Source organism: Streptomyces fradiae (assembly GCF_041270065.1).
Lineage (GTDB): Bacteria > Actinomycetota > Actinomycetes > Streptomycetales > Streptomycetaceae > Streptomyces.
Map to the genome: position 1 here is coordinate 5717866 of NZ_CP065958.1, position 22867 is coordinate 5740732.

Consider the following 22867-nt stretch of genomic DNA (forward strand, 5'->3'; position numbering starts at 1 on the left):
TGGTCCCCCAACCGAGGTCGGGGGCGGTTTCCATGGGGCGGGTTTACGCTGCTGGGGAGGGGGCCGGTGCTGCGAGGAGGTACGGCATGCCTGGTTCGACGACCCTCGGCCCCGGGCACGGGGTCGACGCGATCGACCACCCCGACGCCCAGCGGTTGACGACCGTGATGCGGGAGCTGCACCGGCTGCTCACCGCGACGGGACCGGAGCGGCTCACGCACGCGCAGGTCACCGCCCTGTGCGAGGGCGACGCGCACGCGCGCATGGATTTCACCGCATGGGTGGAGCGCGTGACCCACGAGCTGGAGCGGGCTACGGCCTGACTGCCCCGGCCTGACCGCTACGGCGCGTCGGTGACCCGCCGCGCCAGGAAGTCGTCGATCAGCGCGGCGATCCGCGGCGCGTGGGTCTCCAGGGCGAAGTGGCCCGTGGGCAGCAGATGGATCTCGGCGTCCGGGAGATCGCGCCGGAAGGCCTCGGCACCGGCCGGTACGAAGACCTGGTCGCCCTCGCCCCAGACGGCGAGCAGCGGCACCCGGCTGGTGCGGAAGTACTCCTGGAAGGCCGGGTAGAGGGCGAAGTTGGCCCCGTAGTCGCCGATCAGGTCGAGCTGGATCGCGTCCTGGCCCGGGCGGGCCATCAGGGCCGCGTCGTGGTGCCAGGCGTCCGGGCTGAGCAGCTCGCGGAACTCCTCCGGGACGCCCGTCTCGTACTGCCAGCGGATGCCGTCCAGGGAGCGGATCTCCCGCACCGGCTCCTCGGTCTCGGGCGTCCGGTCGGCGATCATCGCGAGGACCGGCGCCCAGGCCTCGGCGCCCAGCCCCTCCTCGTACGCGTTGCCGTTCTGGCTGATGATCGCGGTGATCCGCTCGGGGTGCGCGAGGGCGAGGCGCAGGCCGATCGGCGCGCCGTAGTCCTGGATGTAGAGCGCGAACCGGTCGAGCTTCAGCTCCTCGGTGAACTCTGCGGTGAGCGCCGCCAGTTCCGCGAAGGTGTACGGGAAGTCGGCGGCGTCCGGCGCGTCGCTGCGGCCGAAGCCCAGATGGTCCGGGGCGATCAGGCGGTAGCGGTGGGCGAGCCGGGGGATCAGCTCGCGGAACATGTGCGAGCTGGTCGGGAAGCCGTGCAGCAGGAGCAGTGCGGGCGCGTCGGCGGGGCCCGCCTCCCGGTAGTGGATCGCGTGGCCGCGGACGGTGACGGAGCGGTGGTGGACCGGGAGCACGGACATGTCTCTAACCCCTCATGCGGCGGTGACCGGTTATGTGGTGACGAGAGGAGTCAACCGCGTCCACCTCTAACCTGTCAATGACACTTTAGAGGTTAGGAAGGGGTCTGGGTCTCCTTGCTCCTCCGGGCCTCCTCGCCCTTCCGGGTCTCCAGGCTCGCCGTCAGCAGCGCCATGGCCGCGCCGCCGAGCGCCACCAGGACCGCGAGGCCCGGCGTGCCCATCGACACGTACGCCGCCGCCGAGGCCACCGCCCACACCGCGAGCAGCGCCTTCGCGCGCCGGCTCAGGAAGAGATGGCCGACGGGGGTGCGCGGGACCGCGCGCAGGGCGCCCTCCGGGCCGGCCGTCGCCGCCTTCGGGCGCTTGAAGTAGCCGTACACCAGCCACTCGCCGCACAGTTCCCAGCCCTCCGGCTCCAGCGCGCCGAACACCGCCGCCCGGCGCCGGCCGGCGATCACCTCGCGCCGGTACTCCCAGGCGAGGGCGATTCCGGGTGCGCGGCGGCAGACGAAGCGGCCGAGGGAGTCCAGCGACTCCACCTCCCAGCCCTGGTCGCCGTGGACCGCGAGCATCCGCCGGTCGTTGAAGAGGTCCGCCGTCCAGGTCCAGCGCTCCGCCTCGGCCTCCGGCTCGCCGGGCGTGGGCGCGAGCCCGCCGAGCGAGCCGGCGAACGCGGCGGCCGGGCCGAACTCCTCCTCCGGCGTCGTCCCGGACTCCGCCAGGTGGGTGCGCAGTTCGTCCACCGTCCGGGTGATCTGCTCCTCGGGGACGCCGGATGTGCGCAGCGTCTCGGTGAGTTCGGTGAAGTAGGCGTCGGTGCTCATGATGCGGTTCCCCCTGTGTGCAGCTTGTTCTGTACGGCCCGGTGGAACTCCGTCCACGCCTCGGTCTCGGCCGTGAGATGGGTGCGGCCCGCCCCCGTGAGCCGGTAGTAGCGCCGCCCGGGGCCGCGTTCGGCGGCCCGGAACTCGGCCTCCACCAGGCCCGCCTCCTCCAGGCGGTTCAGTACGGGATAGAGCGTCCCGCCCTTGATCTCGCCCAGGCCCGCCTCCGCGAGCGCCTTGGCGATCTCGTACCCGTAACTCTCCCCGTCGGTCAGGCAGGAGAGGACGAGCAGGTCGAGGACTCCCTTGAGCCAGCTGGGTCTGCGGTCTGCGGCCATGGCGGCATTCCATCACTACCTAGGTAGGAATGCAATCTAGCTAGGTGTGCGAGTGTGCGCCGTCTCAGATAGTAGGAAGTCCGAGTAATTGTGGAGACAGTCGCGCGGTTCGGGTCTAGCTTTGTGGAAGCCGAACGTCCCGCTCCATCGAGCGCAGGGCGGTCGAGAGCGCGACGCCCCATGCAGGCAACCCCTGCGGCGGCGCTCCCCGCCCCATTCCGGCGCCTTCGATCACCGCCCTGATCTCAAGGAGTCGATCCCTCATGGCCGCTCAGACCGCCCGCCGCGTCCGCCACTCCGCCGTCCGCCCCAGCGACGACGCCCGCAAGAACGCCGCCGCCGCCCTCCAGCGCGCCCTCGACCGCCGTGACAACGGTGGCGAGACCGGCCACTGAAACCCGCCCGGGTCCACTTCCCGACCTGTCCGTTCGTCCACATGGTGGACGGGACGTGTCAGACGATGGGACGAGCAGTAGGGTGCCGACATGTCTCACAGCATCGATCTCGCAGTCATCCCCGGCGACGGCATCGGCCAGGAGGTCGTGGCCCAGGGCCTCAAGGTCCTCGCGGCCGTCCTTCCCCAGGATGTGAAGCTGGAGACGAAGGAGTACGACTTCGGCGCCAAGCGCTACCACGCCACCGGTGAGACCCTCACCGACGCCGACCTCGACGCCCTCAAGCAGCACGACGCGATCCTGCTCGGCGCGATCGGCGACCCGTCGGTCCCGTCCGGCGTCCTGGAGCGCGGCTTCCTGCTGAAGCTCCGCTTCGCCTTCGACCACCACGTCAACCTGCGTCCCTCGAAGCTGCTCCCCGGCGTCGCGACCCCGCTCGCCGGCCAGCCCGAGATCGACTTCGTCGTGGTCCGCGAGGGCACCGAGGGCCCGTACACCGGCAACGGCGGCACCATCCGCAAGGGCACCGAGCACGAGGTCGCCACCGAGGTCTCCGTCAACACCGCCTACGGTGTCGAGCGCGTGGTCCGGGACGCCTTCGCCCGCGCCCAGGCCCGCCCCCGCAAGAAGCTCACGCTGGTCCACAAGAACAACGTGCTGACCTTCGCGGGCCACCTGTGGACGAACATCTTCAACAAGGTCGCGGCCGAGTTCCCCGAGGTCACCACCGACTACCTGCACGTCGACGCCGCGACGATCTTCCTGGTCACCGACCCGGCCCGGTTCGACGTCATCGTCACCGACAACCTCTTCGGCGACATCATCACCGACCTCGCCGCGGCCGTCTCCGGCGGCATCGGCGTCGCCGCCTCGGGCAACATCAACCCGAGCGGCGCCTTCCCGTCCATGTTCGAGCCGGTGCACGGCTCCGCGCCGGACATCGCGGGCCAGGGCAAGGCCGACCCGACGGCCACCGTCCTCTCCGTCGCCCTCCTGCTGCGCCACCTCGGCCACGAGTCCGAGGCCGCCCGGATCGAGGCGGCCGTCGCCGCCGACCTCACCGAGCGCGGCGACGCCGTCCGCTCCACGGACGAGATCGGCGACGCGCTCGCCGCGCGAGTAGCGAGCTGACCCGCCGCTGACGCTTCGCACCTTCCACGAAGACAGCCGCCGGGTCGCCCCTCGCACCCGGCGGCTGTACCTGTGCGGTCGCAGGGTGCCACCATCGAACCCTGGACCGCGTACACACCGTTTCGTGCACCGGCTCCCACGCGCGATAATCGAACGTGGGGCCGCGGCATGCGGGAAAGCTCGGACGTCCTAGCAGTACCGCGTGAGGTTTGCGTGACTGCGGAGCGGCGTGAGCGCGGTCCGACCCACACAACCGGTGAAGGACAAGCACTCATGACGACGCCCACCATCGAGCTCAAGCCCTCCTCCAGCCCGCTGTCCGACGCGGAGCGCGAGGCGATCCTGGCCAACCCCGGGTTCGGCCGGCACTTCACCGACCACATGGTCACCGTCCGCTGGACGGAGGGCCGCGGCTGGCACGACGGCCAGCTCGTGCCGTACGGCCCGCTCTCCCTCGACCCGGCGACGAACGTCCTGCACTACGCCCAGGAGATCTTCGAGGGCCTGAAGGCCTACCGCCGCCCCGACGGCTCCGTCGCCAGCTTCCGCCCGGACGCCAACGCCCGCCGCTTCCAGGGCTCCGCGCACCGCCTCGGCATGCCCGAGCTGCCCGTCGAGACCTTCATCGAGGCCTGTGACGTGCTGGTCCGCCAGGACCAGGCCTGGGTCCCGGCGCACGGCGGCGAGGAGTCGCTCTACCTGCGCCCGTTCATGATCGCGACCGAGGTCGGCCTGGGCGTCCGCCCGGCCAACGAGTACCTGTTCGTCGTCATCGCCTCCCCGGCCGGCCCGTACTTCGCCGGCGGCGTGAAGCCCGTCTCCATCTGGGCCTCCGAGGACCGGGTCCGCGCCGTCCCCGGCGGCATGGGCGACGCCAAGACCGGCGGCAACTACGCGGCCTCCCTGCTCGCGCAGGCCGAGGCGGCCGAGAAGGGCTGCGACCAGGTCTGCTACCTGGACGCGGTCGAGCACAAGTGGGTCGAGGAACTCGGCGGCATGAACCTGTACTTCGTGTACGGGAACAAGATCATCACCCCGGCCCTCACCGGCTCCCTGCTCGCGGGCATCACGCGTGACTCGCTGCTCAAGCTCGCCACCGACCTCGGGTACGAGGTCGAGGAGGGCCGCGTCTCCATCGACCAGTGGCAGGCCGACACCGCGAACGGCACCCTCACCGAGGTCTTCGCCTGCGGCACCGCCGCCGTCATCACCCCGGTCGGCACGGTCAAGTCCGCCCGGGGCGACTGGCAGCACTCCGGCGGTCAGCCGGGCGAGACCACGATGAAGCTGCGCGAGGCGCTGCTCGCCATCCAGACCGGCCGCGCCGAGGATGTCCACGGCTGGATGCACGAGCTGGGCAAGTAGCACCCGGGGCCCGGGGTTCACGGCCCCGAGCCCATCAGGGGTTTACGGCTCCGAGTCCACCAGGGCGCCCGGGACGGTCTCCGTCCCGGGCGCTTCCGCGTTCCCGGGCGCCGCCTGCGCGGTGGACGCCGGCGTGAGCAGCGCGTACAGCACTCCGCCGACGATCCCGGAGAGCACGAAGCTGCAGTCGATGCCGCCGGTCAGGGAGAGCAGCGGGCCCTCGTAGAGCGGGGTGGACACCCCGGCCAGGCCGACCGCCGCGCCGATCGCCCAGGCGGCGGTGGCGCGCGGGTGCCAGCCGGCGGCGAACCAGTAGATCCCGCCGCGCGAGCGCCGGTTGTAGACCTGGAGCGCCTCCGCGTCGTACTCCCCACGGCACCGCCGGTGCCCGATCAGGGTGATGACCGCCCACGGCGTGCCGATCGCGGTGAGCAGCAGCACGAACGAGGTCATCGCGGTCTGGGCGTCCGAGGCGAAGTGCCCGAGGAAGACGAAGGCGGTGGCGACGGCCGCGACGACCAGGGTGGCGCGGGCGCGGGTGGCCTTCGGCAGGATCGCGTCCAGGTCCAGGCCCATCGAGTAGAGCATCAGTCCGGCGTTGCCGACCGAGCCGGCGGTCGCGGCGAGCAGCAGCGGCACCAGGTACCAGACGGGCGAGGCGGCGACCAGCGGTCCGGCGTAGTCGGCGCCGCCGCGGGCGGCGAGGGCGGTGAAGGTGCCGAAGAGCTGGGGCACGAGGAGGCCGATGACCAGGCCGAGACAGGTGGCCCGCCAGACCTTCTTCGGGTCGTGCTTCCGCGGCGAGATGTAGCGGGTGTAGTCGCCGAGCAGGGTGATGAAGGCGACCGGTCCGCTGAGGCCCGCGGCGACCGCCGAGAGCAGCCAGGTCGGCCAGAAGGAGCCGAGCAGATATGGGGTGTCGGGCGCCGCCGCGGTGGTGAAGTCCCCGGCGTACGCGACGAGTCCGACGGCGAGCAGCACGGTCATGCCGATGGCGAGGACCTGGCTGAGCCGGAGCAGCAGCCGGTAGCCGTAGACCGCGCCGATCACGGTGAGCGCGGCGAGCAGCGCGTACACGGCGGAGTGCGTGGCGCCGCCGGTGGGCAGGCCGATCAGCCGCTCCAGGGTGCCGACCATCACGTCGCCGCCGATCCACAGGGTCAGCGCGGTGTAGCCGAGGGAGAGCAGCAGTCCGACCACCGAGCCGACGAGCCGGCCGCGGACGCCGAAGAAGGCGCCGGAGGAGGTGGAGAGGTTGGTGGCGGTGCGCAGCGAGACCAGCGCGAGCGGGGCGGTGACGGCGACGCCGACGAGGGTGCCGGCGACCACCGAGGTCACCGAGGCCCACCAGCCGAGCCCGAAGGAGACCGGGAGCCAGCCGAAGACGATCACGCCGAGGCAGAGGTTGGAGCCGAGCAGGATCGACACGAGGTCGCGGGGACCGCTGGTGCGTTCCTCCTCGGGGACGGTGTCGACTCCGCGCTGTTCTATCGCCATGAGAACTCCCAGATCGTGGGGCGCCGATTTTGAGCGCCGCTCTAGTCCCGGCTTGCCGTTCAATGTGAACCACGTCCGTCGGTCACGTCAATGCTTGGAAGATGGCGTCTCACCATTTAGAGTGTTGCTCAAAGTGTGCTCGAAGTCGTTCGATCAGGAGGTGTACGGGACGTGCGACTGACCCCCACGGAACGCGACCGGCTGCTGCTCTTCGGCGCGGCCGAGCTGGCCCGCGCGCGCCGGGCCCGCGGCCTGCGGCTCAATGTCCCCGAGGCGACCGCGCTGATCGCGGACACCGTCTGCGAGGCGGCCCGCGACGGCCGGCGGCTCGCCGAGGCGATCGCGGCGGCCCGCTCGGTGCTCGGCCCCGACGACGTGCTGCCCGGCGTCGCCGACGTGGTCACCGAGGTGCACGTCGAGGCCGTCTTCGACGATGGCTCCCGGCTCGCGGTGGTCTCCGACCCCATCGGCGGGGGCACGCTGGGGGACGGCGCGCCCGGCGCGCTGCTCCCGGGGCCCGCGTACGAGGAGACCGCCCCGGCCGTCGCCCTCGTCGTCCGCAACACCGCCGCGGTCCCGGTCAGCGTCACCTCCCACTTCCACTTCTTCGAGGCCAATCCGCGCCTCGAGTTCGACCGCGCGGCGGCGTACGGCATGCGCCTGGCCATCCCGGCCGGAGCCTCCTTCCGCTTCGACCCCGGCGGCGCGGCCGAGGTCGGCCTGGTCCCGATCGGCGGCGCCCGCGTCGCGATCGGCTTCGCCGGCCTGGTCGACGGCCCGCTGGACGCCCCCGGGGCGCGGGACGAGGCCCTGCGCAGGGCCGCGGCCTGCGGATATCTCGGCGCCGAAGCCCCGAAGGAGGGCGAGTGATGGACCCCTACGAGTACGCCTCCGTGCACGGCCCCCGGGCCGGCGACCGGGTCGTCCTGGGCGACTCCGGCCTCGTCGTACGCGTCGAGTCCGACTCCCAGAAGCCCGGCGACGAGTTCCTCGCCGGCTTCGGCAAGACCGCCCGCGACGGGCTGCACCTGAAGGCCGCCGCCGTCCGCGACACCTGCGACGTCGTGATCAGCAACGTGCTGGTGATCGACCCCGTGCAGGGCGTCCGCAAGACCTCGATCGGCATCCGCGAGGGCCGCATCCACGCCATCGGGCGGGCCGGCAACCCGGACACCCTCGACGGCGTCGACGTGGTCGTCGGCACCGGCACCTCGATCGTCTCCGGCGAGGGCCTGATCGCCACCGCCGGCGCCGTCGACACCCATGTCCACCTGCTCTCGCCCCGGATCATGGAGGCCTCGCTCGCCAGCGGTGTCACCACGGTCATCGGCCAGGAGTTCGGCCCGGTCTGGGGCGTCGGCGTCAACTCGCCGTGGGCGCTGCGGCACGCCTTCAACGCCTTCGACGCCTGGCCGGTCAACATCGGCTTCCTCGCCCGCGGCTCCTCCTCCGACCCGGCGCCGCTCGTCGAGGCGCTGGCCGAGGGCGGCGCCTCCGGCTTCAAGGTCCACGAGGACATGGGCGCCCACACCCGGGCCCTGGACACCGCACTGCGGGTCGCCGAGGAGCACGACGTCCAGGTCGCCCTGCACAGCGACGGCCTCAACGAGTGCCTGTCGGTCGAGGACACCCTGAAGGTCCTCGACGGGCGCACCATCCACGCCTTCCACATCGAGGGCTGCGGCGGCGGGCACGTCCCCAACGTGCTGAAGATGGCGGGCGTGCCGAACGTCATCGGCTCCTCCACCAACCCCACGCTGCCCTTCGGACGCGACGCCGTCGCCGAGCACTACGGCATGATCGTGTCCGTCCACGACCTGAAGACCGACCTGCCCGGCGACGCCGCGATGGCGCGCGACCGGATCCGGGCCGGGACGATGGGCGCCGAGGACGTCCTGCACGACCTCGGTGCGATCGGCATCACGTCCTCGGACGCGCAGGGCATGGGAAGGGCCGGCGAGACCGTACGCCGGACCTTCGCCATGGCCGGCAAGATGAAGGCCGAGCTCGGGCCCCTTGAGGGCGACGGCGCGCACGACGACAACGCGCGCGTGCTGCGCTACCTGGCCAAGCTCACCCTCAACCCGGCCATCGCGCACGGCCTCGCGCACGAGATCGGCTCGATCGAGACCGGCAAGCTCGCCGACATCGTGCTGTGGCGGCCCGAGTTCTTCGGCGCCAAGCCGCAGCTGGTGCTGAAATCCGGCTTCCCCGCGTACGGGGTCACCGGCGACCCGAACGCCGCCACCGACACCTGCGAACCGCTCGTGCTCGGCCCGCAGTTCGGCGCCCACGGGGCGACCGCCGCCGACATCTCCGTGGCCTTCGTCGCGCAGGCCGCCGTCGACCTCGGCGCCGACCGGATGCCCACCCGCCGCCGGCGCGTCCCGGTGCGCGGCACCCGCGGCATCGGCCCCGCCGACCTGCGGCTCAACTCCCGCATCGGCGACGTCCAGGTCGACGGCCGCACCGGCCTCGTCTCGCTCGACGGCACGCCGATCCGCTCGGAGGCGGCCGAGTCCGTCTCGCTCAACCGCCTCTACTTCCTCTGAACCGCTTAGGACCCGCCCTGATGAACTACCGCATGCCCGCCGAGTGGACCCCCCACGAGCGCACCTGGATGGCCTGGCCCAGCCCCAACCCCACCTTCACCAACGACGAGGAGCTGGCCGAGGCCCGCGAGGCCTGGGCCTCCGTCGCCCGCGCCGTCCACCGCTTCGAGCCGGTCACCATGGTCGTCGCGCCCGGCGACGCCGACTCGGCCCGGGCCCTCCTCGGTGACGGCGTCGAGCTGGTCGAGCGGGAGCTCGACGACGCCTGGATGCGCGACATCGGCCCCACCTTCGTCAAGGACGAGGACGGCCGGCTCGCCGCCGTGGACTGGGTCTTCAACGGCTGGGGCGGGCAGGACTGGGCCCGCTGGGAGCACGACTCCAAGATCGCCCGCCATGTCGCGGACGTGGCGGGGGTCCCCGTACTGCCGTCCCCCCTCGTGAACGAGGGCGGCGCCATCCACGTCGACGGCGAGGGCACCGTCCTGCTCACCGACACCGTCCAGCTCGGCGCGGGCCGCAACCCCGAGTGGAACCGCCAGCAGGTCGAGGCCGAGATCCACGCCAGGCTCGGCACCACCAAGGCGATCTGGCTCCCGCACGGTCTGGCCGGCGACTACGGCCTCTACGGCACCCAGGGCCACGTCGACATCGTCGCCGCCTTCGCCCGCCCCGGCACCGTCCTGGTCCACAGCCAGCAGAACCCCCAGCACCCCGACTACGAGCGCTCCCGCCTCTACGTCAACCTGCTGCGCGGCCAGACCGACGCCCAGGGCCGCCCCCTGGAGGTCATCGAGGTCCCGGCCCCCACCGTCCTCAAGGACGAGGAGGGCGACTGGGTCGACTACTCCTACATCAACCACTACCTCTGCAACGGCGGCGTCGTCCTCTGCGCCTTCGACGACCCGCACGACGAACTCGCGGCCGAGATCTTCCGCCGCCTCTTCCCGGACCGCGAGGTCACCCTGGTCGACGCCCGCCCGATCTTCGCGGGCGGCGGCGGCATCCACTGCATCACCCAGCAGCAGCCGGCGGTCTGAGCGGGGTATCCCGCGACAGGCCCGGCCGGTCACGGGAGATGTGACCGGCCGGGCCCGGGCTCTCACGGTGAGGCGACGGGTTCGCTGGTGCCGTCACCGGTGCAGGCGAGGCACGGCTCGCTGTACAGCACGTGGCGATCGGCGTCGACCAGGACGACGCGGCGGGCGCCCTTGCAGCTGCGGCAGCGTCCGGGGCCACGGCGGGTGCCGAGGAATCGGCGGGTGCGGCGCAGCTCGGTGAGATGGCCGAGGAGGCCGTTCGCGTTGTCGTTCTGCCACGAGGTGCTCACGGACAGTCAGCCTAGCGCTGTGCCGGTCAGTTCGGGTGGGCGTCGCTGCAGTTGGCCTCGCAGTTCCCGTCCCCACAACTCGCGTGCTCGCACTCTGCGGCGACAGGGATACCGCCGTTCGAGGGCCCGAGCCACAGGGTGCGGTCGACCACGTAGCCGGCCTCGGTGATCCGGGCCTGCGTGCGCTCCAGGGCCGTCGGGTCGTGCCGCGTCGGGTCCGGCCGCTCGGGGACATGGTGTACGAAGCGGCCGAGCCGCCTGCACAGCGCCTGGTAGACGCGAGTGTGGAGGATCAGCGCGTGCCAGCCCTCGTCAATCGTGCGGGACGGCCGCATACCGCCCGGGAACATGGCTGCGGCAGCGACGAACTTGAGGGCCTCCTCGACGATCCGCCGGGCGTCCTGCTCGGCCATGTCGCGGTTGTTGTCGAGGACAGTGGCCGTGACGCCGTCGAATTCGGCCCGAGTGAGGAGGGATGCGGCGTCTCGAACCGCGGGTGTCGCAGTGGTACTCATGGTGGTGCCTCCCGTTCTGCAAGAGGGTGGGTGCGCCCCGGTCGGGTTCCTGGCGAGGTATGCGGCCGGGGCGGTTTTGGGCCTGCTCGCGGACGGACCGCTGTCTCGTCCACGAGCAGACGTTCATCGGCCCGCGCGACGGCGGCGGGCCATGTCCTGGTATTGGGCGGTCGCGACGAGCAGGTCGCCAGCGGGTGCCGCCAGCTCGGTCCGGTGGTCGGCGCATGCGTACACGTCGCGACCGTCCTCGACAGCGACGACCACGACGGGCGCCCCGTTCGGGCTGGTGGCCTTGCGGCAGCGGGCGCAGCGGCGGTCAGGCACGGGGGTGCTCCTTCGGGGCCGGGGGGTGGCAGGGGCAGACACACGACACGGTGAATACGAGGTCGTCGTAGGTCGGGGTGCGGACCTCGCCGGTCTTGCAAGCGAAGTGCACCTCGAACCGGCACTCGGGGAGGATGTGGGCGGTCGGTTTGGCCGGGGCGCTCACTGGGCGACGCATGCGGGCTGAGCTCGGTGGCGACAGCGTGCCGGCGGGCCCGTTCCAGGGCCTTGACGCACGTGGTCCATCGGTGAGAAGTCGAGGGGATCCGCCAGAGAGGGCCGGAGGTCCGCTGCGGTCCGGGGACGGGAATTTGCGTGGTCTCGCAGGGGACCCGTACCCCATCCCACCATCTACCGGCCGCCCGCATCATGATCGTGCGTCCAGCGGGCAGCCGGTCCGTGAGCCGAGATGTCATGCCGCAAGGATCTGGTGACGGAGGGTGCTGATTCGATCTCAGACCGGTAATCTCATGGTGAGATGGATTTCGATCCCACGATGACTGTGGAGGCGTCGCATGGCCCTCGGACCCATCGAGTTAGAGGCATGGTCGTGGGAGCGGGCGGAGGTCCGGCAGGCCCTGCGTGCGCGCGACATCGGCGCGGTCTTCCGGTATGTACAGCGGTACAGCGGCGCCAGTCAGGCCCGGATCGCCACTGCCGTCGAACTGTCGCAGGGGCGCGTGAACGAGATCATCAACGGCAGGCGGGAAGTCAAGGACTTGGAGGTCTACGAGCGGATCGCCGACGGCCTGCGGATGCCCGACGACGCCCGCCACATCCTCGGCCTCGCCGCCGGCAGGGAGAAGCGGGCCGGCGGGGTCGCATTCGACCTTGCCGCCTTCCCTGAGGTCGTCAGGGTCTACTCCTCCCAGGCCTCCGCGCGCGCGGAGATCCGCCAGCATGCCGCAGCCGCCGAGGAGCTCGACGTCCTGGCCGTGCGCGGCCTTGGGCTCATCGGCCTCAACGACAGCCTCCTCAGGGAGTACTGCCTGCCTCGTGACCAGGGCGGTCGGGGATTGCGCGTCCGGGTGCTGCTCCTCGACCCCGAGTCGCCGGCCACCGTCCGCCGCGCAGCCGAGATCGGGGAGTCCGCCGAATCCCTCGCCAGTGGGATTCGGCTGGCAGAGGCACGACTGCGCGAACTCTCGGGCGACGTACAGGTCTACCGGTACCGGCAGCTGCCCACTTGGCGCATTATTCGGCTCGACGGCACGATGTTCACCGGCGCCTTCGACGCGGGCTGGGAAGGCCACGAGTCGGCGACGTACAAGGTGATGGAGACGCCGCACGGCCCCTTCTGCCGGGGCTTCCGGCGAATGTTCGAGGCGCTCCTCGACGGTGCGGAGCGGACCGTATGAGGGAAGGGAGAAGCCGGTGATCGAGGCGGAGCTCAAGGCCCGCGTGCACACACCGGAGGAGGTCCTGCGGCGACTCGACGGGCGGGCTGAGGGTGTCCCCGAGGTCTACCAGGACACGTACTACGACGCCCCGGATGGCAACCTCGAAGCGCGCGGCGCCGAGCTGCGCATCCGCACCGTCCACGGACCTACCGACACGCGAACCGTCCTGACGTACAAAGGCGCCGCAGTCGATGAGGCGTCGGGCTCGAAGCCGGAAGCGGAGACCCGGGTCGAGAACGCCGACGCGGCGCACGCGATCGTCCGTGGTCTCGGCTATGTCCCCACGATCGCGTTTGAGAAGCGGTGCCGGAACTACACCTTCAAGGCCCGGGGCCGAGAGATGCTTGCGACCCTCGTGCGAGTCCCCGAGGTGGATGGAACCTTCCTTGAGGTGGAGACCCTGGTAGCTGATGCCCAGGTCCACGAGGCGCTGAGCGACATCCGTGTCGTCCTGGCCGAGCTTGGCATCGAGGAGAAGGACTTGACTCGCGAGCTCTACACCGACGCTGTGCGGGCGCGTCGGCAGTCGTAGCTCTGGGGGCGCCACGAACATACAAGGCGCCTCCTCCGTCCGAAGGCGAGGGGGCGCGCCGCCGGAACAGAAAGCCGGTGTCCCGGTCCGTGCTGCCGCTCTAGGATCGCGGCCGATGGAGAGACTGCTCTGCGCGGCCTGCGACCGCCCCCTCACCGTGCCCCTCCGGCTGCTCGACCCGATGCCCGAACGGCCCGGCTTCGACGGGCTCGTCGGTCCGGACGGCTATCGGCGCCCGCCGGCGACCCTGCCGCGCGGCCGCTACGCGGTCGACCCCGAGCGCCGGACGGGGCCGTTCGTCCCGTACGAGGGCGACGACGACGCGTACGACGGGGCGTTCCCCGACGGTCCGTGGAGGTGCGGCGAGTCCGGCTGGCTCGTCGCCGGCGGTCCGCGGGACTGCTACGTCCTGCACCCCGACGACGTGCTCCCGCTCGACTTCCACCCGGACTACCGGCGGCTCATCGGCTGCTGCGGGCCCGCGGGCGACGGGGGTGCCAACCGGGTCTGCGCCTGTGGGGCCGAGGTGGCCATCGCGCTCGGTGACTGCACCACCGCGTACGAGACCCTCTTCCCGCCGGACGCCGTCCGCGTGGAACCGGTCTGAGCCCGGCGGCCGGGTCCTCCCGGCCGCCGCATCCTGTAGAACGTACGAGTGAGTCAGAGCAGCAACCCCACCCCCTCGCCGTCCCACCCCCGGCGCCGCAATCAGGCCGCGCCGCCCCGGGAGGACGTGCTCGCCGCCGCCATGGGCACCATCGCCGAGCGCGGGCTCGACGGGCTGACCATGGCCGGGCTCGGGCGGCAGGTCGGGATGAGCAGTGGGCATCTGCTCTATTACTTCCGCACCAAGGACGAGCTGCTGCTGCAGACGCTGGAGTGGAGCGAGGGGCGGCTCGGGGCCGAGCGCGGGGCGCTGCTCGCGGGGCCGGGCACCGCGCGGGAGCGGCTGGACGGCTATGTCGAGGTGTACGTGCCGGACGGGCCGCGCGACCCGCACTGGACGCTCTGGCTGGAGGTCTGGAACCGCTCGCAGAACGCCGACGACGACGCCCGCGCCCGGCAGGCCGCCATCGAGGGCGCCTGGCACCGCGACCTGGTCGCGATCCTCGCCGAGGGCGTCTCGCGCGGCGAGTTCCGGCCCGTCGACCCGGATCGCTTCGCGCACCGGATGCGGGCCCTGCTCGACGGATTCAGCGTGCACGTCGCGGTCGGCATCCCCGGCACCGGCCGGGCCCAAGTCCTCGACCACGTACGGGAGTTCATCGCCGAAACACTGCTTCCGTGACCGTTAGGCACGCAAGTAGTCCCGATCGTTGCGCCGTTCACCCTTGTTGCCGCCCGGCCGCCTCCGGCACGGTTCCTGCCCATGGGACGAGAGCACTGGAAGAAGATCTGGGTCGGTTCGGCCGGCAACATGGTCGAATGGTTCGACTGGTTCGTGTACGCGAGCTTCGCGACCTACTTCGCGGGGGCGTTCTTCCCCGAGGGGAACGACACCGCCAAGCTCATGAACACCGCCGGCATCTTCGCCGTCGGCTTCTTCATGCGCCCGGTCGGCGGCTGGCTGCTCGGCCGGGTCGGTGACCGCAAGGGCCGCAAGGCGGCCCTCACCCTCACCGTCACCCTGATGTCCGCCTCGGCGGTCCTCATCGCCGTCGCACCCACCTACGCCGTCGCCGGCTACGGCGGCGCCGCCGTCCTCCTGATCGCCCGGCTCCTGCAGGGCCTGTCCGTCGGCGGCGAGTACGCCGCCAGCGCCACCTACCTCACCGAGGCCTCCGCCCCGCAGCACCGCGGCTTCGCCTCCAGCTTCCAGTACGTGTCCATGACGGCCGGTCAGATCATCGGCCTCGGCCTGCAGATCGTCCTCCAGCGGACCATGTCCACCGAGGCCCTGCACAGCTGGGGCTGGCGCATCCCCTTCATCGTCGGCGCCCTCGGCGCGGCCGTCGTCTTCTACCTCCGCCGCACCATGCTGGAGACCGAGGTGTACGAGGAGACCGCCGACGCCGGCGTCGCCCAGGGCCAGCAGGGCACCCTCAAGGCCCTGTGGGCGCACAAGCGCGAGGCCTTCCTCGTCGTCGCGCTCACCATGGGCGGCACGGTGGCCTACTACACGTACACCACCTACCTCACCAAGTACCTGTCCAACTCCGCCGGACTGCCCAAGCAGACCGCGACCCTGGTCTCCTTCTGTGCGCTGATCGTCTTCGCCTGCCTGCAGCCGCTCGCCGGCCGGCTCTCCGACCGGATCGGCCGCCGCCCGCTGCTCATCACCTTCGCGGTCGGCTCCACCCTCCTCACCGTGCCGATCATGACGCTGCTCCAGCACGCCGGATCCTTCTGGCCCGCCCTCGGGCTCGCCCTGCTCGCGCTGGTCGTCGTCACCGGCTACACCTCGATCAACGCCTGCGTGAAGGCCGAGCTCTTCCCGACCGGCATCCGCGCCCTCGGCGTCGCACTGCCGTACGCCATCGCCAACGCGCTGTTCGGCGGCACCGCCGAATACGTGGCCCTGTGGTTCAAGGACGCGGGAATCGAGTCCGGCTACTACTGGTACGTGGCCGGCTGTGCCGCCGTCTCCCTGATCGTCTACCTCACCATGAGGGAGACCCGCGACATCGACCTGGCCCGGGTGGGCGCCACCACCGAGCCGCGGCGGCCGCGAGATCAAATGCCCGTATCGTGAGACCGGCGTCCGCCTGATCCGCCACCTGTGTCAGACTTCCGGCGTGCTCGCTACCACCATGATTATCGGCAGCAGCGCGCCGGTCCGCAGTGGCCACTGATTCGCGGTACGACCCCCGCGGCAGTGGACACCGTGCCCCAGACCCGCGCGCAGACCTCTCGCACCCGCGAGGGGTTTTTTCGTTTTCCGGCCCCACCAGTGCCGGAAGCGGACGGCGCGTGAGAATGGGGGCAAGTGGATCCATACCTTCCGGAGCCACATCCGACAGGAGTCATCAGAGCCATGACCACGGAGAACGCCGAGGGCTCGCGCCTCGACGACAGTTTCCATGTCTTCGACACCACCCTGCGCGACGGCGCGCAGCGTGAAGGCATCAACCTCACCGTCGCGGACAAGCTGACCATCGCGCGGCACCTCGACGACTTCGGGGTCGGCTTCATCGAGGGCGGCTGGCCCGGCGCCAACCCGCGGGACACCGAGTTCTTCGCCCGCGCCCGGCAGGAGATCGCGTTCAAGAACGCCCAGCTGGTCGCCTTCGGCGCCACCCGCCGGGCCGGCGGCAGCGCCGCCGACGACCCGCAGGTCAAGGCCCTGCTCGACTCCGGCGCCCCGGTGATCACCCTGGTCGCCAAGTCCCACGACCGGCACGTCGAGCTCGCCCTGCGCACCACCCTCGACGAGAACCTGGAGATGGTCCGCGACACCGTCTCCCACCTGCGCGCCCAGGGCCGCCGGGTCTTCGTCGACTGCGAGCACTTCTTCGACGGCTACAAGGCCAACCCCGGCTACGCCAAGGACGTCGTCCGCACCGCGCACGAGGCCGGCGCCGACGTCGTCATCCTCTGCGACACCAACGGCGGCATGCTGCCCGCCCAGGTCCAGGCCGTGGTCGCCACCGTCCGCGCCGACACCGGCGCCCGCCTCGGCATCCACGCCCAGGACGACACCGGCTGCGCCGTCGCCAACACCCTCGCCGCCGTCGACGCCGGCGCCACCCACGTCCAGTGCACCGCCAACGGCTACGGCGAGCGGGTCGGCAACGCCAACCTCTTCCCTGTCGTCGCGGCCCTGGAGCTCAAGTACGGCAAGCGGGTGCTGCCCGACGGCGCGCTCGCCGAGATGACCCGGATCTCGCACGCCATCGCCGAGGTCGTCAACCTCACCCCCTCCACCCACCAGCCCTACGTCGGCGTCTCCGCCTTCGCCCACAAGGCCGGCCTGCACGCCTCCGCCATCAAGGTGGACCCCGACCTCTACCAGCACATCGACCCCGAGCTGGTCGGCAACACCATGCGGATGCTGGTCTCCGACATGGCCGGCCGCGCCTCCATCGAGCTCAAGGGCAAGGAGCTCGGCATCGACCTCGGCGGCGACCGCGCCCTGGTCGCCCGGGTCGTCGAGCGGGTCAAGGAGCGCGAGCTCAAGGGCTACACCTACGAGGCCGCCGACGCCTCCTTCGAGCTGCTGCTCCGCGAGGAGGCGGAGGGCCGGGCCCGCCGCTACTTCCGTACGGAGTCCTGGCGCGCGATCGTCGAGGACCGCCCCGACGGCACCCACGCCAACGAGGCCACCGTGAAGCTCTGGGCCAAGGGCGAGCGGATCGTCGCCACCGCCGAGGGCAACGGCCCCGTCAACGCCCTCGACCGGGCGATCCGGATCGGCCTGGAGCGGATCTACCCGCAGCTCGCCAAGTTCGAGCTCATCGACTACAAGGTCCGCATCCTGGAGGGCCGGCACGGCACCGAGTCCACCACCCGCGTCCTGGTCACCACCAGCGACGGCAACGGCGAGTGGTCCACGGTCGGTGTCGGCGAGAACGTCATCGCGGCCTCCTGGCAGGCCCTGGAGGACGCCTTCACCTACGGGCTGCTGCGGGCCGGCGTCGACCCCGCCGAATAGTCCGGAACGGACAGACCGATCGTTCGATATCAGCCATCTGTGTTCGGTTTGGTCTGGTTCGGGTAGCTTCGAATCATGAGGACCAGGGCGATATCCGTGTGGTCCGCCCTCGGCGGGCTGATACTCCTGCTGCTTCTGGTCCTGGCGCCCACCGCGAGCGCCAGGGCCACGGGCGTGCCCGACGTGGCCGCGGCCCTCAAGCAGGGCCCGGTGTACGTCGACCCCGGCGCCGCCGATCAGCTCTCCACGGCCGACGCCACCGCCCTCGCGCAGAAGATCAAGGACGCCGACAAACCGCTCTTCGTGGCGGTGCTGCCGGCGAACGCGCAGTTCCCGCCCGAGAACCTGCTGCGCAACGTACGCACCCAGACCGGGATCACCGGGCTCTACGCGATCCGCCTCGGCGACGGCTTCGACGCGGGCGCCGACCGCGCCGTGATGTCGAGCGCCGCCGTCGACAACCTCGTCACCTCCGTACGGCAGCCCGGCGTGGACGCGGCCACCGAGCTCAACAACTTCGTCGACCAGGCCCTGCCCACCCTGCGCGGCTCCGCCCCGGCCTCCTGGGGCACGGCCGCCGACGACTCCGGGGTGCCGGTGGCCGGACTCGTCGTCCTCGGCGGTGTCGTGGTGGCCGGCGGCGCCGGCGCCTACGCCGTGGTCCGGCGCAACCGGCTCCGCAAGGAGGCCGAGGAGCGCGCCGCCCTCGACCGGCTGCGGGTCGTCGTGGACGAGGACATCACCGCCTTCGGCGAGGAGCTCGAACGGCTCGACTTCCACCCGGCCGAGGCCGGCGCCGACGACGCCATGCGCGGCGACTACGAGCGCGCCCTCGACTCCTACGACACGGCGAAGTCGCGGATGGGCGCCGTGACCCGGCCGCACGAGGTGCGGGCCGTCACCCAGGCCCTGGAGGACGGACGCTTCTCGCTCGCCGTCCTGGCCGCCCGCCGCGAGCACCGGCCGCTGCCCGAGCGCCGCCCGCCCTGCTTCTTCGACCCCCGCCACGGCCCCTCGGCCCAGGACCGCACCTGGACCCCGGCCGGCGGCGCGCCCCGCGAGGTCCCGGTCTGCGCCGCCGACGCGGCCCGGCTGGACGACGGCCAGGACCCGCAGGCCCGCACGGTCGACACCGACGGCGGCCGCCGCCCCTACTGGGAGGCGGGCCCGGCGTACGGCCCGTGGGCCGGCGGCTACTTCGGCGGCGGCCTGCTGCCCGGCCTGCTCGTCGGCACCATGCTCGGCTCGATGCTCTCCACCCCCGCCTACGCCTCCGAGTACGGCGGCGGGGACTTCCAGGACTTCCAGGGCGGCGACTTCTCCGGCGCCGACTTCAACCCCGGTGACTTCGGCGGCAGCGACTTCGGCGGGGGCGGAGGCTTCGACGGAGGCGGCGGGTTCGACGGCGGAGGGGGCTTCTAGAAGCCCCGCGCGGTCGACCCCGCGCGGTCGTCAGACCAGCGGCTTCACCGACATCAGCAGATGCCGGTGGGTGCCCTCACCTCCGTCCGTCGCGTCCGTGATCAGGGCCCGCTGGCCCGGACCGAGCAGCCGCAGGCTCAGCTCCGGCGCGTCGAACGAGCCCAGCGCGTCGAGCAGATACCCCGGGTTGAAGGCCACCGTCATGGCGTCGGCGCCGGTCAGCGCGGCCGGCAGCCGCTGCGAGGCCACATCGTCCTCGTACCCCGCCTGGAGGTGGACGGTCGTCCCGTCGAAGGCCAGCTGTACGGGGCTGTCGCCCTCCGCGACCACCGCCACCCGCTTCACGGCCTCCACCAGCGGCGCCCGCCCGGTCACGGCCACCGCGTGCTCCCCGAGCGCGAAGAGCTTGTCGTGCCGGGGGAGCCGGCCGTCGAGCAGCCGGGTGGTGGTGCGCATCCCGCCGCTCTCGAAGCCGAGCGAGCCGCCGTCCAGGGCGAGCCGGACCCTCCCGGCGCCGGTGAACGAGCGGGCCACCTCGCTGAGCCGGCGGGCCGGCACCACGACGTCCAGCGCCTCGCCGGAGGCGTCTGCCGCCGGCTTCCACTCCAGGGTGCGCACCGCGTACCGATAGCGGTCGGTCGCGGCCAGCGTCATCGTCGCGCCGTCCAGGCCGAGGCGTATTCCGGTGAGCACCGGCAGCGCGTCGTCCCGCCCGGCCGCCACCGCCACATGCCCGACGGCCGCCGCGAACGCCGCCGCGTCGACCTCGCCGCGCAGCGCGGGCAGCGCGGGCCGGTCCGGATAGTCGTCGAGCGGCAGCAGCGAGAGCCCGAACCTGGCGCCGCCGCCGGTCACCGAGAGCCGCGCCCCGTCCACCGCGCACTCCACCGGCCCCGGCGGCAGCACCTTGCAGATGTCGAGCAGCCGCCGCCCGAGCACCAGGGCCCGGCCCTCCCCGAGGACCTCGGCGTCGGCCTCGGTCCGGGCCGAGGCCTCGTAGTCGAGACCGGAGACGCCGAGCCGTCCGTCCGCCGTCGCCTCCAGGAGCAGGCCGCCGAGGACCGGGACGGGGGAGCGGGCGGGCAGCACGCGGGCGGCCCAGGCCACGGCCTCGGTCAACGCCCCGCTGTCGATACGGAATTCCATGTCGCCGACGCTAACGGCCGCCACTGGCAATCCCTCACACAAAGAATTCTAGCGGTGCTAGACAGGAGAGCATAGCTAGGTCTAGCGTTGCCGTTGTGCCTAGCGCCGCTAGGTCGCTGGTTTTGTCCGCCAACTGTGTCCGTCAGCTGTGTCCGTCAGCTCCAGGGGGTTCCCATGTCCGTGCAGTCGTCCGTGCAGTCGTCCGCCCCGTCCCTCGCGCAGGCGTCCAGGACGTCCCTCACCCACCGCGCCGCCACCGTCCTCGCCGCCCTCGGCGGCCTCGCCTGCCTCTGGTTCGGCCTCGACTTCCTCTTCGCCCCGGAGACCGCCGCCGCCGGCTTCGGCATCCCGGCCTGGCCCGAGGGTCAGGCGGCCGGCTACTTCGGCGTCAAGGCCGCCCGCGACCTCGCCAACGGCGCCGTCATCCTCGCCCTGCTGGCCCTCGGCCGCCGCCGCTCGCTGGCCTGGGTGATGCTGCTGATGACGATCGCGCCCGTCGGCGACTGCCTCTCGGTCCTGAGCCACGGCGGCTCGTACGCCGCCGCCCTCGGCATCCACGCGGCCACCGCCGCCGCCGTCCTCGTCGCCGCCGGACTGCTCTTCGCGACCAGCGGCCCCGGGCGGGAATCCGGGCGGGAATCCGGGCGGGCCCTTGATCGTTCGGGTGTCTGAGACAGCCGCGAGGATGCACACAGGGGGAGGGGCGGTCATGACGCAGGTCCACGGCACCGTGGCGAGCGGATTCGAGTCCGTACGGGAGGAGTTCGCCACGGTCGCGGCCGAGGAGGCCCGGGACGGCGGCGCCCAGCTCGCCGTCTACCACCGCGGCGAGCTCGTGGTCGACCTGTGGGGCGGCGAGGGTGTCGAAGGCGACACGCTCCTCGCGCTCTACTCCTCCGCCAAGGGCGTCACCGCCCTGGTCGCCGCCCTCCTCGTGCAGGACGGCGCACTGGACCTCGACCGCGAAGTGGCGTCCTACTGGCCCGAGTTCGCCGCCGCGGGCAAGGGCGCCGTCACCGTCCGCGAGCTGCTCGCCCACCGGGCCGGCGCCATCGGCGTCACCGGCGGCTTCACCCTCGACGAGCTCGCCGACGACCGCCTCGTCGCCGCCCGGATCGCCGCCCACGCCCCGTACTGGGAGCCCGGCACCGGCCACGGCTACCACGCGCTCAGCTTCGGCGCCCTGGCCGGCGAGGTGGTGCTGCGCGCCACCGGCCGCACGGTCCAGGACCACTACGCCGAGCGCGTCCGCGAGCCGTACGGCGCCGACTACCACCTCGGCCTGCCCGAGGAGTTGGAGGCCCGCTTCCGCCCGGCCCTGCCGGTGCGGCCCACCCCGGTCCAGGAGGCCTTCGAGGCGGAGCACCCGATCGCGCCGGACAGTCTGCTCGCCGTCGCCTTCGACCAGCAGGCCGATCCGCCCTTCGACATCGTCGCCTTCGGCAACTCCCGCGCCGTGCACGCCGCCTCGCCGCTCTCCGGCGGCGGCATCGGCACCGCGCGCGGCCTCGCCCGGGTGTACGCGGCGGTGGCCGGCGAGCTCGACGGCCGGCCCCCGCTGCTCAAGCCGGAGACGCTCGCCGAGTTCTCCCGGGCGCACTCCTCGGGCACGGACCTGGTCACCGGCGAGACCAACGCCTTCGGCCTCGGCTTCGTCCCGCTCGCCACCCGCTACCCCTCCCTCGGCCCGACCGCCGTCGGCCACAGCGGCGCCCCCGGCACCCAGTCCCTGGCCGACCCCTCCCGTGCCCTCTCCTACAGCTACGCCCGCCGCCGCTTCGGCTTCCTGGCCGGACCGGGGGCGCTGGAGAACGGCCGCCTGATCCGTACGGTCACGGCCGCCGCGGACCGCCGGGACGGCCGCGCATGACCGAGCTGCTGTTCTTCCTGCCGTTCGTGCTGCTCGTCGGCTGGCTCGTCCGGGGCGGGCAGCGCCGCCGCGCCGCCGCGCTCGCCGACGGGGGCACGGCCGCCGTCCCCGTGCTGCTCCGGCAGGGCTCCCGCTGGCGGCCGGGGCGCCTGGTGATCGGCGCGCGGCCGCTGGTCTGGCGCCCGTTCGCGCGCGGCGGCGAGGTCGTGCTGCCGGCCGAGCTGCGGGTCACCGGCACCCGCCGGCCCACCGTCCGCGAGGCCGTACGACTCAATCCGCTCGCCCGGATCGTGGCCTGCGAGTCGGCCGCCGGACCGGTCCTCCTCGCGGTCATGCCGGAGGAGCTGGAGCCGGTGCTCGGCGCCCTGGAGCGCGGCTGAGTCGGGCGGAGGCGAGAGGCAGGGGGA

General features: G+C 72.2%; 25 protein-coding genes. 17 read left to right on the plus strand and 8 right to left on the minus strand.

The annotated features are described in order from the left end of the window. The first annotated feature begins 86 nt into the window (after positions 1–86). A complete protein-coding gene (locus JAO84_RS26190; RefSeq protein WP_370415037.1) occupies positions 87–323 on the plus strand; it encodes a hypothetical protein in 237 nt (78 codons plus the stop codon). A 17-nt stretch (positions 324–340) separates the two neighbouring features. Here the strand turns inward: JAO84_RS26190 and JAO84_RS26195 are convergent, their stop codons facing one another. From JAO84_RS26195 to JAO84_RS26205, 3 genes are all read right to left on the minus strand, one after another. Beyond that, the gene (locus JAO84_RS26195) at positions 341–1228 is read right to left on the minus strand and encodes an alpha/beta fold hydrolase (protein WP_370415038.1); all 888 of its coding nucleotides are present in this window, start codon (positions 1226–1228) and stop codon (positions 341–343) included. Positions 1229–1320: 92 nt separating this feature from the next. Continuing rightward, a complete protein-coding gene (locus tag JAO84_RS26200; RefSeq protein WP_370415039.1) occupies positions 1321–2052 on the minus strand; it encodes a hypothetical protein in 732 nt (243 codons plus the stop codon). Continuing rightward, a complete protein-coding gene (locus JAO84_RS26205; RefSeq protein ID WP_370415040.1) occupies positions 2049–2390 on the minus strand; it encodes a PadR family transcriptional regulator in 342 nt (113 codons plus the stop codon). The genes JAO84_RS26200 and JAO84_RS26205 overlap by 4 nt, the downstream gene beginning before the upstream one ends. A 263-nt stretch (positions 2391–2653) precedes the next feature. On the opposite strand from JAO84_RS26205, the gene JAO84_RS26210 reads away from it, so the two are divergent. From JAO84_RS26210 to JAO84_RS26220, 3 genes are all read left to right on the plus strand, one after another. Beyond that, positions 2654–2785 carry a hypothetical protein gene (locus JAO84_RS26210; protein ID WP_265864692.1) on the plus strand — a complete coding sequence of 44 codons (132 nt, stop codon included), beginning with the start codon at positions 2654–2656 and terminating at the stop codon, positions 2783–2785. A 90-nt stretch (positions 2786–2875) separates the two neighbouring features. Further along, entirely contained in the window at positions 2876–3916 is a 1041-nt protein-coding gene (locus JAO84_RS26215) for a 3-isopropylmalate dehydrogenase (RefSeq protein ID WP_370415041.1), read from the plus strand. Between the two features lie 273 nt (positions 3917–4189). Then, positions 4190–5281: a branched-chain amino acid aminotransferase gene (locus JAO84_RS26220; protein WP_265864690.1), complete on the plus strand. Its 1092-nt coding sequence runs from the start codon at positions 4190–4192 to the stop codon at positions 5279–5281. Between the two features lie 42 nt (positions 5282–5323). Here the strand turns inward: JAO84_RS26220 and JAO84_RS26225 are convergent, their stop codons facing one another. Beyond that, positions 5324–6778: a cytosine permease gene (locus JAO84_RS26225; RefSeq protein ID WP_370415042.1), complete on the minus strand. Its 1455-nt coding sequence runs from the start codon at positions 6776–6778 to the stop codon at positions 5324–5326. A 171-nt stretch (positions 6779–6949) separates the two neighbouring features. Here JAO84_RS26225 and ureA point away from each other — a divergent pair, with 171 nt between their 5' ends. The 3 genes from ureA to JAO84_RS26240 are packed head-to-tail and all read left to right on the plus strand — an operon-like array spanning position 6950 to position 10370. After that, the gene (gene ureA / locus JAO84_RS26230) at positions 6950–7648 is read left to right on the plus strand and encodes an urease subunit gamma (protein ID WP_370415043.1); all 699 of its coding nucleotides are present in this window, start codon (positions 6950–6952) and stop codon (positions 7646–7648) included. After that, on the plus strand, positions 7648–9330 hold the full coding sequence (locus JAO84_RS26235) for an urease subunit alpha (RefSeq protein WP_370415044.1): 1683 nt from the start codon (positions 7648–7650) through the stop codon (positions 9328–9330). The genes ureA and JAO84_RS26235 overlap by 1 nt, the downstream gene beginning before the upstream one ends. A gap of 20 nt (positions 9331–9350) precedes the next feature. Next, on the plus strand, positions 9351–10370 hold the full coding sequence (locus JAO84_RS26240; protein WP_370415045.1) for an agmatine/peptidylarginine deiminase: 1020 nt from the start codon (positions 9351–9353) through the stop codon (positions 10368–10370). A gap of 62 nt (positions 10371–10432) precedes the next feature. On the opposite strand, the gene JAO84_RS26245 is transcribed toward JAO84_RS26240, so the two are convergent. The 3 genes from JAO84_RS26245 to JAO84_RS26255 form a co-directional block, all read right to left on the minus strand. Continuing rightward, positions 10433–10660, minus strand: coding sequence for a hypothetical protein (locus JAO84_RS26245; RefSeq protein WP_370415046.1), 228 nt, complete (start codon positions 10658–10660; stop codon positions 10433–10435). 26 nt (positions 10661–10686) lie between these two features. Further along, positions 10687–11175, minus strand: a complete 489-nt coding sequence (locus tag JAO84_RS26250; RefSeq protein WP_370415047.1) for a hypothetical protein — start codon at positions 11173–11175, stop codon at positions 10687–10689. A gap of 123 nt (positions 11176–11298) precedes the next feature. Then, entirely contained in the window at positions 11299–11499 is a 201-nt protein-coding gene (locus JAO84_RS26255; RefSeq protein ID WP_370415048.1) for a hypothetical protein, read from the minus strand. Positions 11500–12014: 515 nt separating this feature from the next. Here JAO84_RS26255 and JAO84_RS26260 point away from each other — a divergent pair. The 7 genes from JAO84_RS26260 to JAO84_RS26290 all read left to right on the plus strand — a co-directional run bounded on the left by JAO84_RS26260 (position 12015) and on the right by JAO84_RS26290 (position 19444). Beyond that, positions 12015–12857 (plus strand): helix-turn-helix domain-containing protein, encoded by an 843-nt coding sequence (locus JAO84_RS26260; RefSeq protein ID WP_370415049.1) that lies wholly within the window; start codon positions 12015–12017, stop codon positions 12855–12857. Between the two features lie 16 nt (positions 12858–12873). Next, complete coding sequence (gene cyaB / locus JAO84_RS26265) at positions 12874–13431, plus strand: class IV adenylate cyclase (protein ID WP_370415050.1); 558 nt, start codon at positions 12874–12876, stop codon at positions 13429–13431. A 115-nt stretch (positions 13432–13546) separates the two neighbouring features. After that, positions 13547–14038 (plus strand): hypothetical protein, encoded by a 492-nt coding sequence (locus JAO84_RS26270; protein WP_370415051.1) that lies wholly within the window; start codon positions 13547–13549, stop codon positions 14036–14038. A 141-nt stretch (positions 14039–14179) separates the two neighbouring features. After that, complete coding sequence (locus tag JAO84_RS26275) at positions 14180–14719, plus strand: TetR/AcrR family transcriptional regulator (protein ID WP_370416872.1); 540 nt, start codon at positions 14180–14182, stop codon at positions 14717–14719. A gap of 81 nt (positions 14720–14800) precedes the next feature. Next, complete coding sequence (locus tag JAO84_RS26280) at positions 14801–16123, plus strand: MFS transporter (protein WP_370415052.1); 1323 nt, start codon at positions 14801–14803, stop codon at positions 16121–16123. A gap of 282 nt (positions 16124–16405) precedes the next feature. Next, the gene (cimA, locus tag JAO84_RS26285; protein ID WP_265864684.1) at positions 16406–18022 is read left to right on the plus strand and encodes a citramalate synthase; all 1617 of its coding nucleotides are present in this window, start codon (positions 16406–16408) and stop codon (positions 18020–18022) included. Positions 18023–18097: 75 nt separating this feature from the next. Next, positions 18098–19444, plus strand: coding sequence for a hypothetical protein (locus JAO84_RS26290; RefSeq protein WP_370415053.1), 1347 nt, complete (start codon positions 18098–18100; stop codon positions 19442–19444). A 30-nt stretch (positions 19445–19474) separates the two neighbouring features. Here the strand turns inward: JAO84_RS26290 and dnaN are convergent, their stop codons facing one another. Beyond that, a complete protein-coding gene (dnaN, locus tag JAO84_RS26295) occupies positions 19475–20590 on the minus strand; it encodes a DNA polymerase III subunit beta (protein ID WP_370415054.1) in 1116 nt (371 codons plus the stop codon). A gap of 174 nt (positions 20591–20764) precedes the next feature. Between dnaN and JAO84_RS26300 the strand changes: the two genes are divergently transcribed. Genes JAO84_RS26300 through JAO84_RS26310 form a run of 3 tightly spaced genes read left to right on the plus strand, consistent with a single transcriptional unit; the run spans position 20765 to position 22840 of the window. Beyond that, the gene (locus tag JAO84_RS26300; protein ID WP_370415055.1) at positions 20765–21262 is read left to right on the plus strand and encodes a DUF4267 domain-containing protein; all 498 of its coding nucleotides are present in this window, start codon (positions 20765–20767) and stop codon (positions 21260–21262) included. A 37-nt stretch (positions 21263–21299) separates the two neighbouring features. Beyond that, a complete protein-coding gene (locus tag JAO84_RS26305; RefSeq protein WP_370415056.1) occupies positions 21300–22460 on the plus strand; it encodes a serine hydrolase domain-containing protein in 1161 nt (386 codons plus the stop codon). Then, the gene (locus JAO84_RS26310) at positions 22457–22840 is read left to right on the plus strand and encodes a hypothetical protein (RefSeq protein WP_370415057.1); all 384 of its coding nucleotides are present in this window, start codon (positions 22457–22459) and stop codon (positions 22838–22840) included. The genes JAO84_RS26305 and JAO84_RS26310 overlap by 4 nt, the downstream gene beginning before the upstream one ends. The last annotated feature ends 27 nt before the right edge of the window (positions 22841–22867 follow it).

Excerpts from the sequence above, each read along its gene's own strand:
- JAO84_RS26190 (WP_370415037.1), top strand. The coding sequence starts at position 87 with ATGCCTGGTTCGACGACCCTCGGCCCCGGGCACGGGGTCGACGCGATC.
- JAO84_RS26195 (WP_370415038.1), bottom strand. The coding sequence starts at position 1,228 with ATGTCCGTGCTCCCGGTCCACCACCGCTCCGTCACCGTCCGCGGCCAC.
- JAO84_RS26200 (WP_370415039.1), bottom strand. The coding sequence starts at position 2,052 with ATGAGCACCGACGCCTACTTCACCGAACTCACCGAGACGCTGCGCACA.
- JAO84_RS26205 (WP_370415040.1), bottom strand. The coding sequence starts at position 2,390 with ATGGCCGCAGACCGCAGACCCAGCTGGCTCAAGGGAGTCCTCGACCTG.
- JAO84_RS26210 (WP_265864692.1), top strand. The coding sequence starts at position 2,654 with ATGGCCGCTCAGACCGCCCGCCGCGTCCGCCACTCCGCCGTCCGCCCC.
- JAO84_RS26215 (WP_370415041.1), top strand. The coding sequence starts at position 2,876 with ATGTCTCACAGCATCGATCTCGCAGTCATCCCCGGCGACGGCATCGGC.
- JAO84_RS26220 (WP_265864690.1), top strand. The coding sequence starts at position 4,190 with ATGACGACGCCCACCATCGAGCTCAAGCCCTCCTCCAGCCCGCTGTCC.
- JAO84_RS26225 (WP_370415042.1), bottom strand. The coding sequence starts at position 6,778 with ATGGCGATAGAACAGCGCGGAGTCGACACCGTCCCCGAGGAGGAACGC.
- JAO84_RS26235 (WP_370415044.1), top strand. The coding sequence starts at position 7,648 with ATGGACCCCTACGAGTACGCCTCCGTGCACGGCCCCCGGGCCGGCGAC.
- JAO84_RS26240 (WP_370415045.1), top strand. The coding sequence starts at position 9,351 with ATGAACTACCGCATGCCCGCCGAGTGGACCCCCCACGAGCGCACCTGG.
- JAO84_RS26250 (WP_370415047.1), bottom strand. The coding sequence starts at position 11,175 with ATGAGTACCACTGCGACACCCGCGGTTCGAGACGCCGCATCCCTCCTC.
- JAO84_RS26260 (WP_370415049.1), top strand. The coding sequence starts at position 12,015 with ATGGCCCTCGGACCCATCGAGTTAGAGGCATGGTCGTGGGAGCGGGCG.
- JAO84_RS26270 (WP_370415051.1), top strand. The coding sequence starts at position 13,547 with ATGGAGAGACTGCTCTGCGCGGCCTGCGACCGCCCCCTCACCGTGCCC.
- JAO84_RS26275 (WP_370416872.1), top strand. The coding sequence starts at position 14,180 with ATGGGCACCATCGCCGAGCGCGGGCTCGACGGGCTGACCATGGCCGGG.
- JAO84_RS26280 (WP_370415052.1), top strand. The coding sequence starts at position 14,801 with ATGGGACGAGAGCACTGGAAGAAGATCTGGGTCGGTTCGGCCGGCAAC.
- cimA (WP_265864684.1), top strand. The coding sequence starts at position 16,406 with ATGACCACGGAGAACGCCGAGGGCTCGCGCCTCGACGACAGTTTCCAT.
- JAO84_RS26290 (WP_370415053.1), top strand. The coding sequence starts at position 18,098 with ATGAGGACCAGGGCGATATCCGTGTGGTCCGCCCTCGGCGGGCTGATA.
- dnaN (WP_370415054.1), bottom strand. The coding sequence starts at position 20,590 with ATGGAATTCCGTATCGACAGCGGGGCGTTGACCGAGGCCGTGGCCTGG.
- JAO84_RS26300 (WP_370415055.1), top strand. The coding sequence starts at position 20,765 with ATGTCCGTGCAGTCGTCCGTGCAGTCGTCCGCCCCGTCCCTCGCGCAG.
- JAO84_RS26305 (WP_370415056.1), top strand. The coding sequence starts at position 21,300 with ATGACGCAGGTCCACGGCACCGTGGCGAGCGGATTCGAGTCCGTACGG.
- JAO84_RS26310 (WP_370415057.1), top strand. The coding sequence starts at position 22,457 with ATGACCGAGCTGCTGTTCTTCCTGCCGTTCGTGCTGCTCGTCGGCTGG.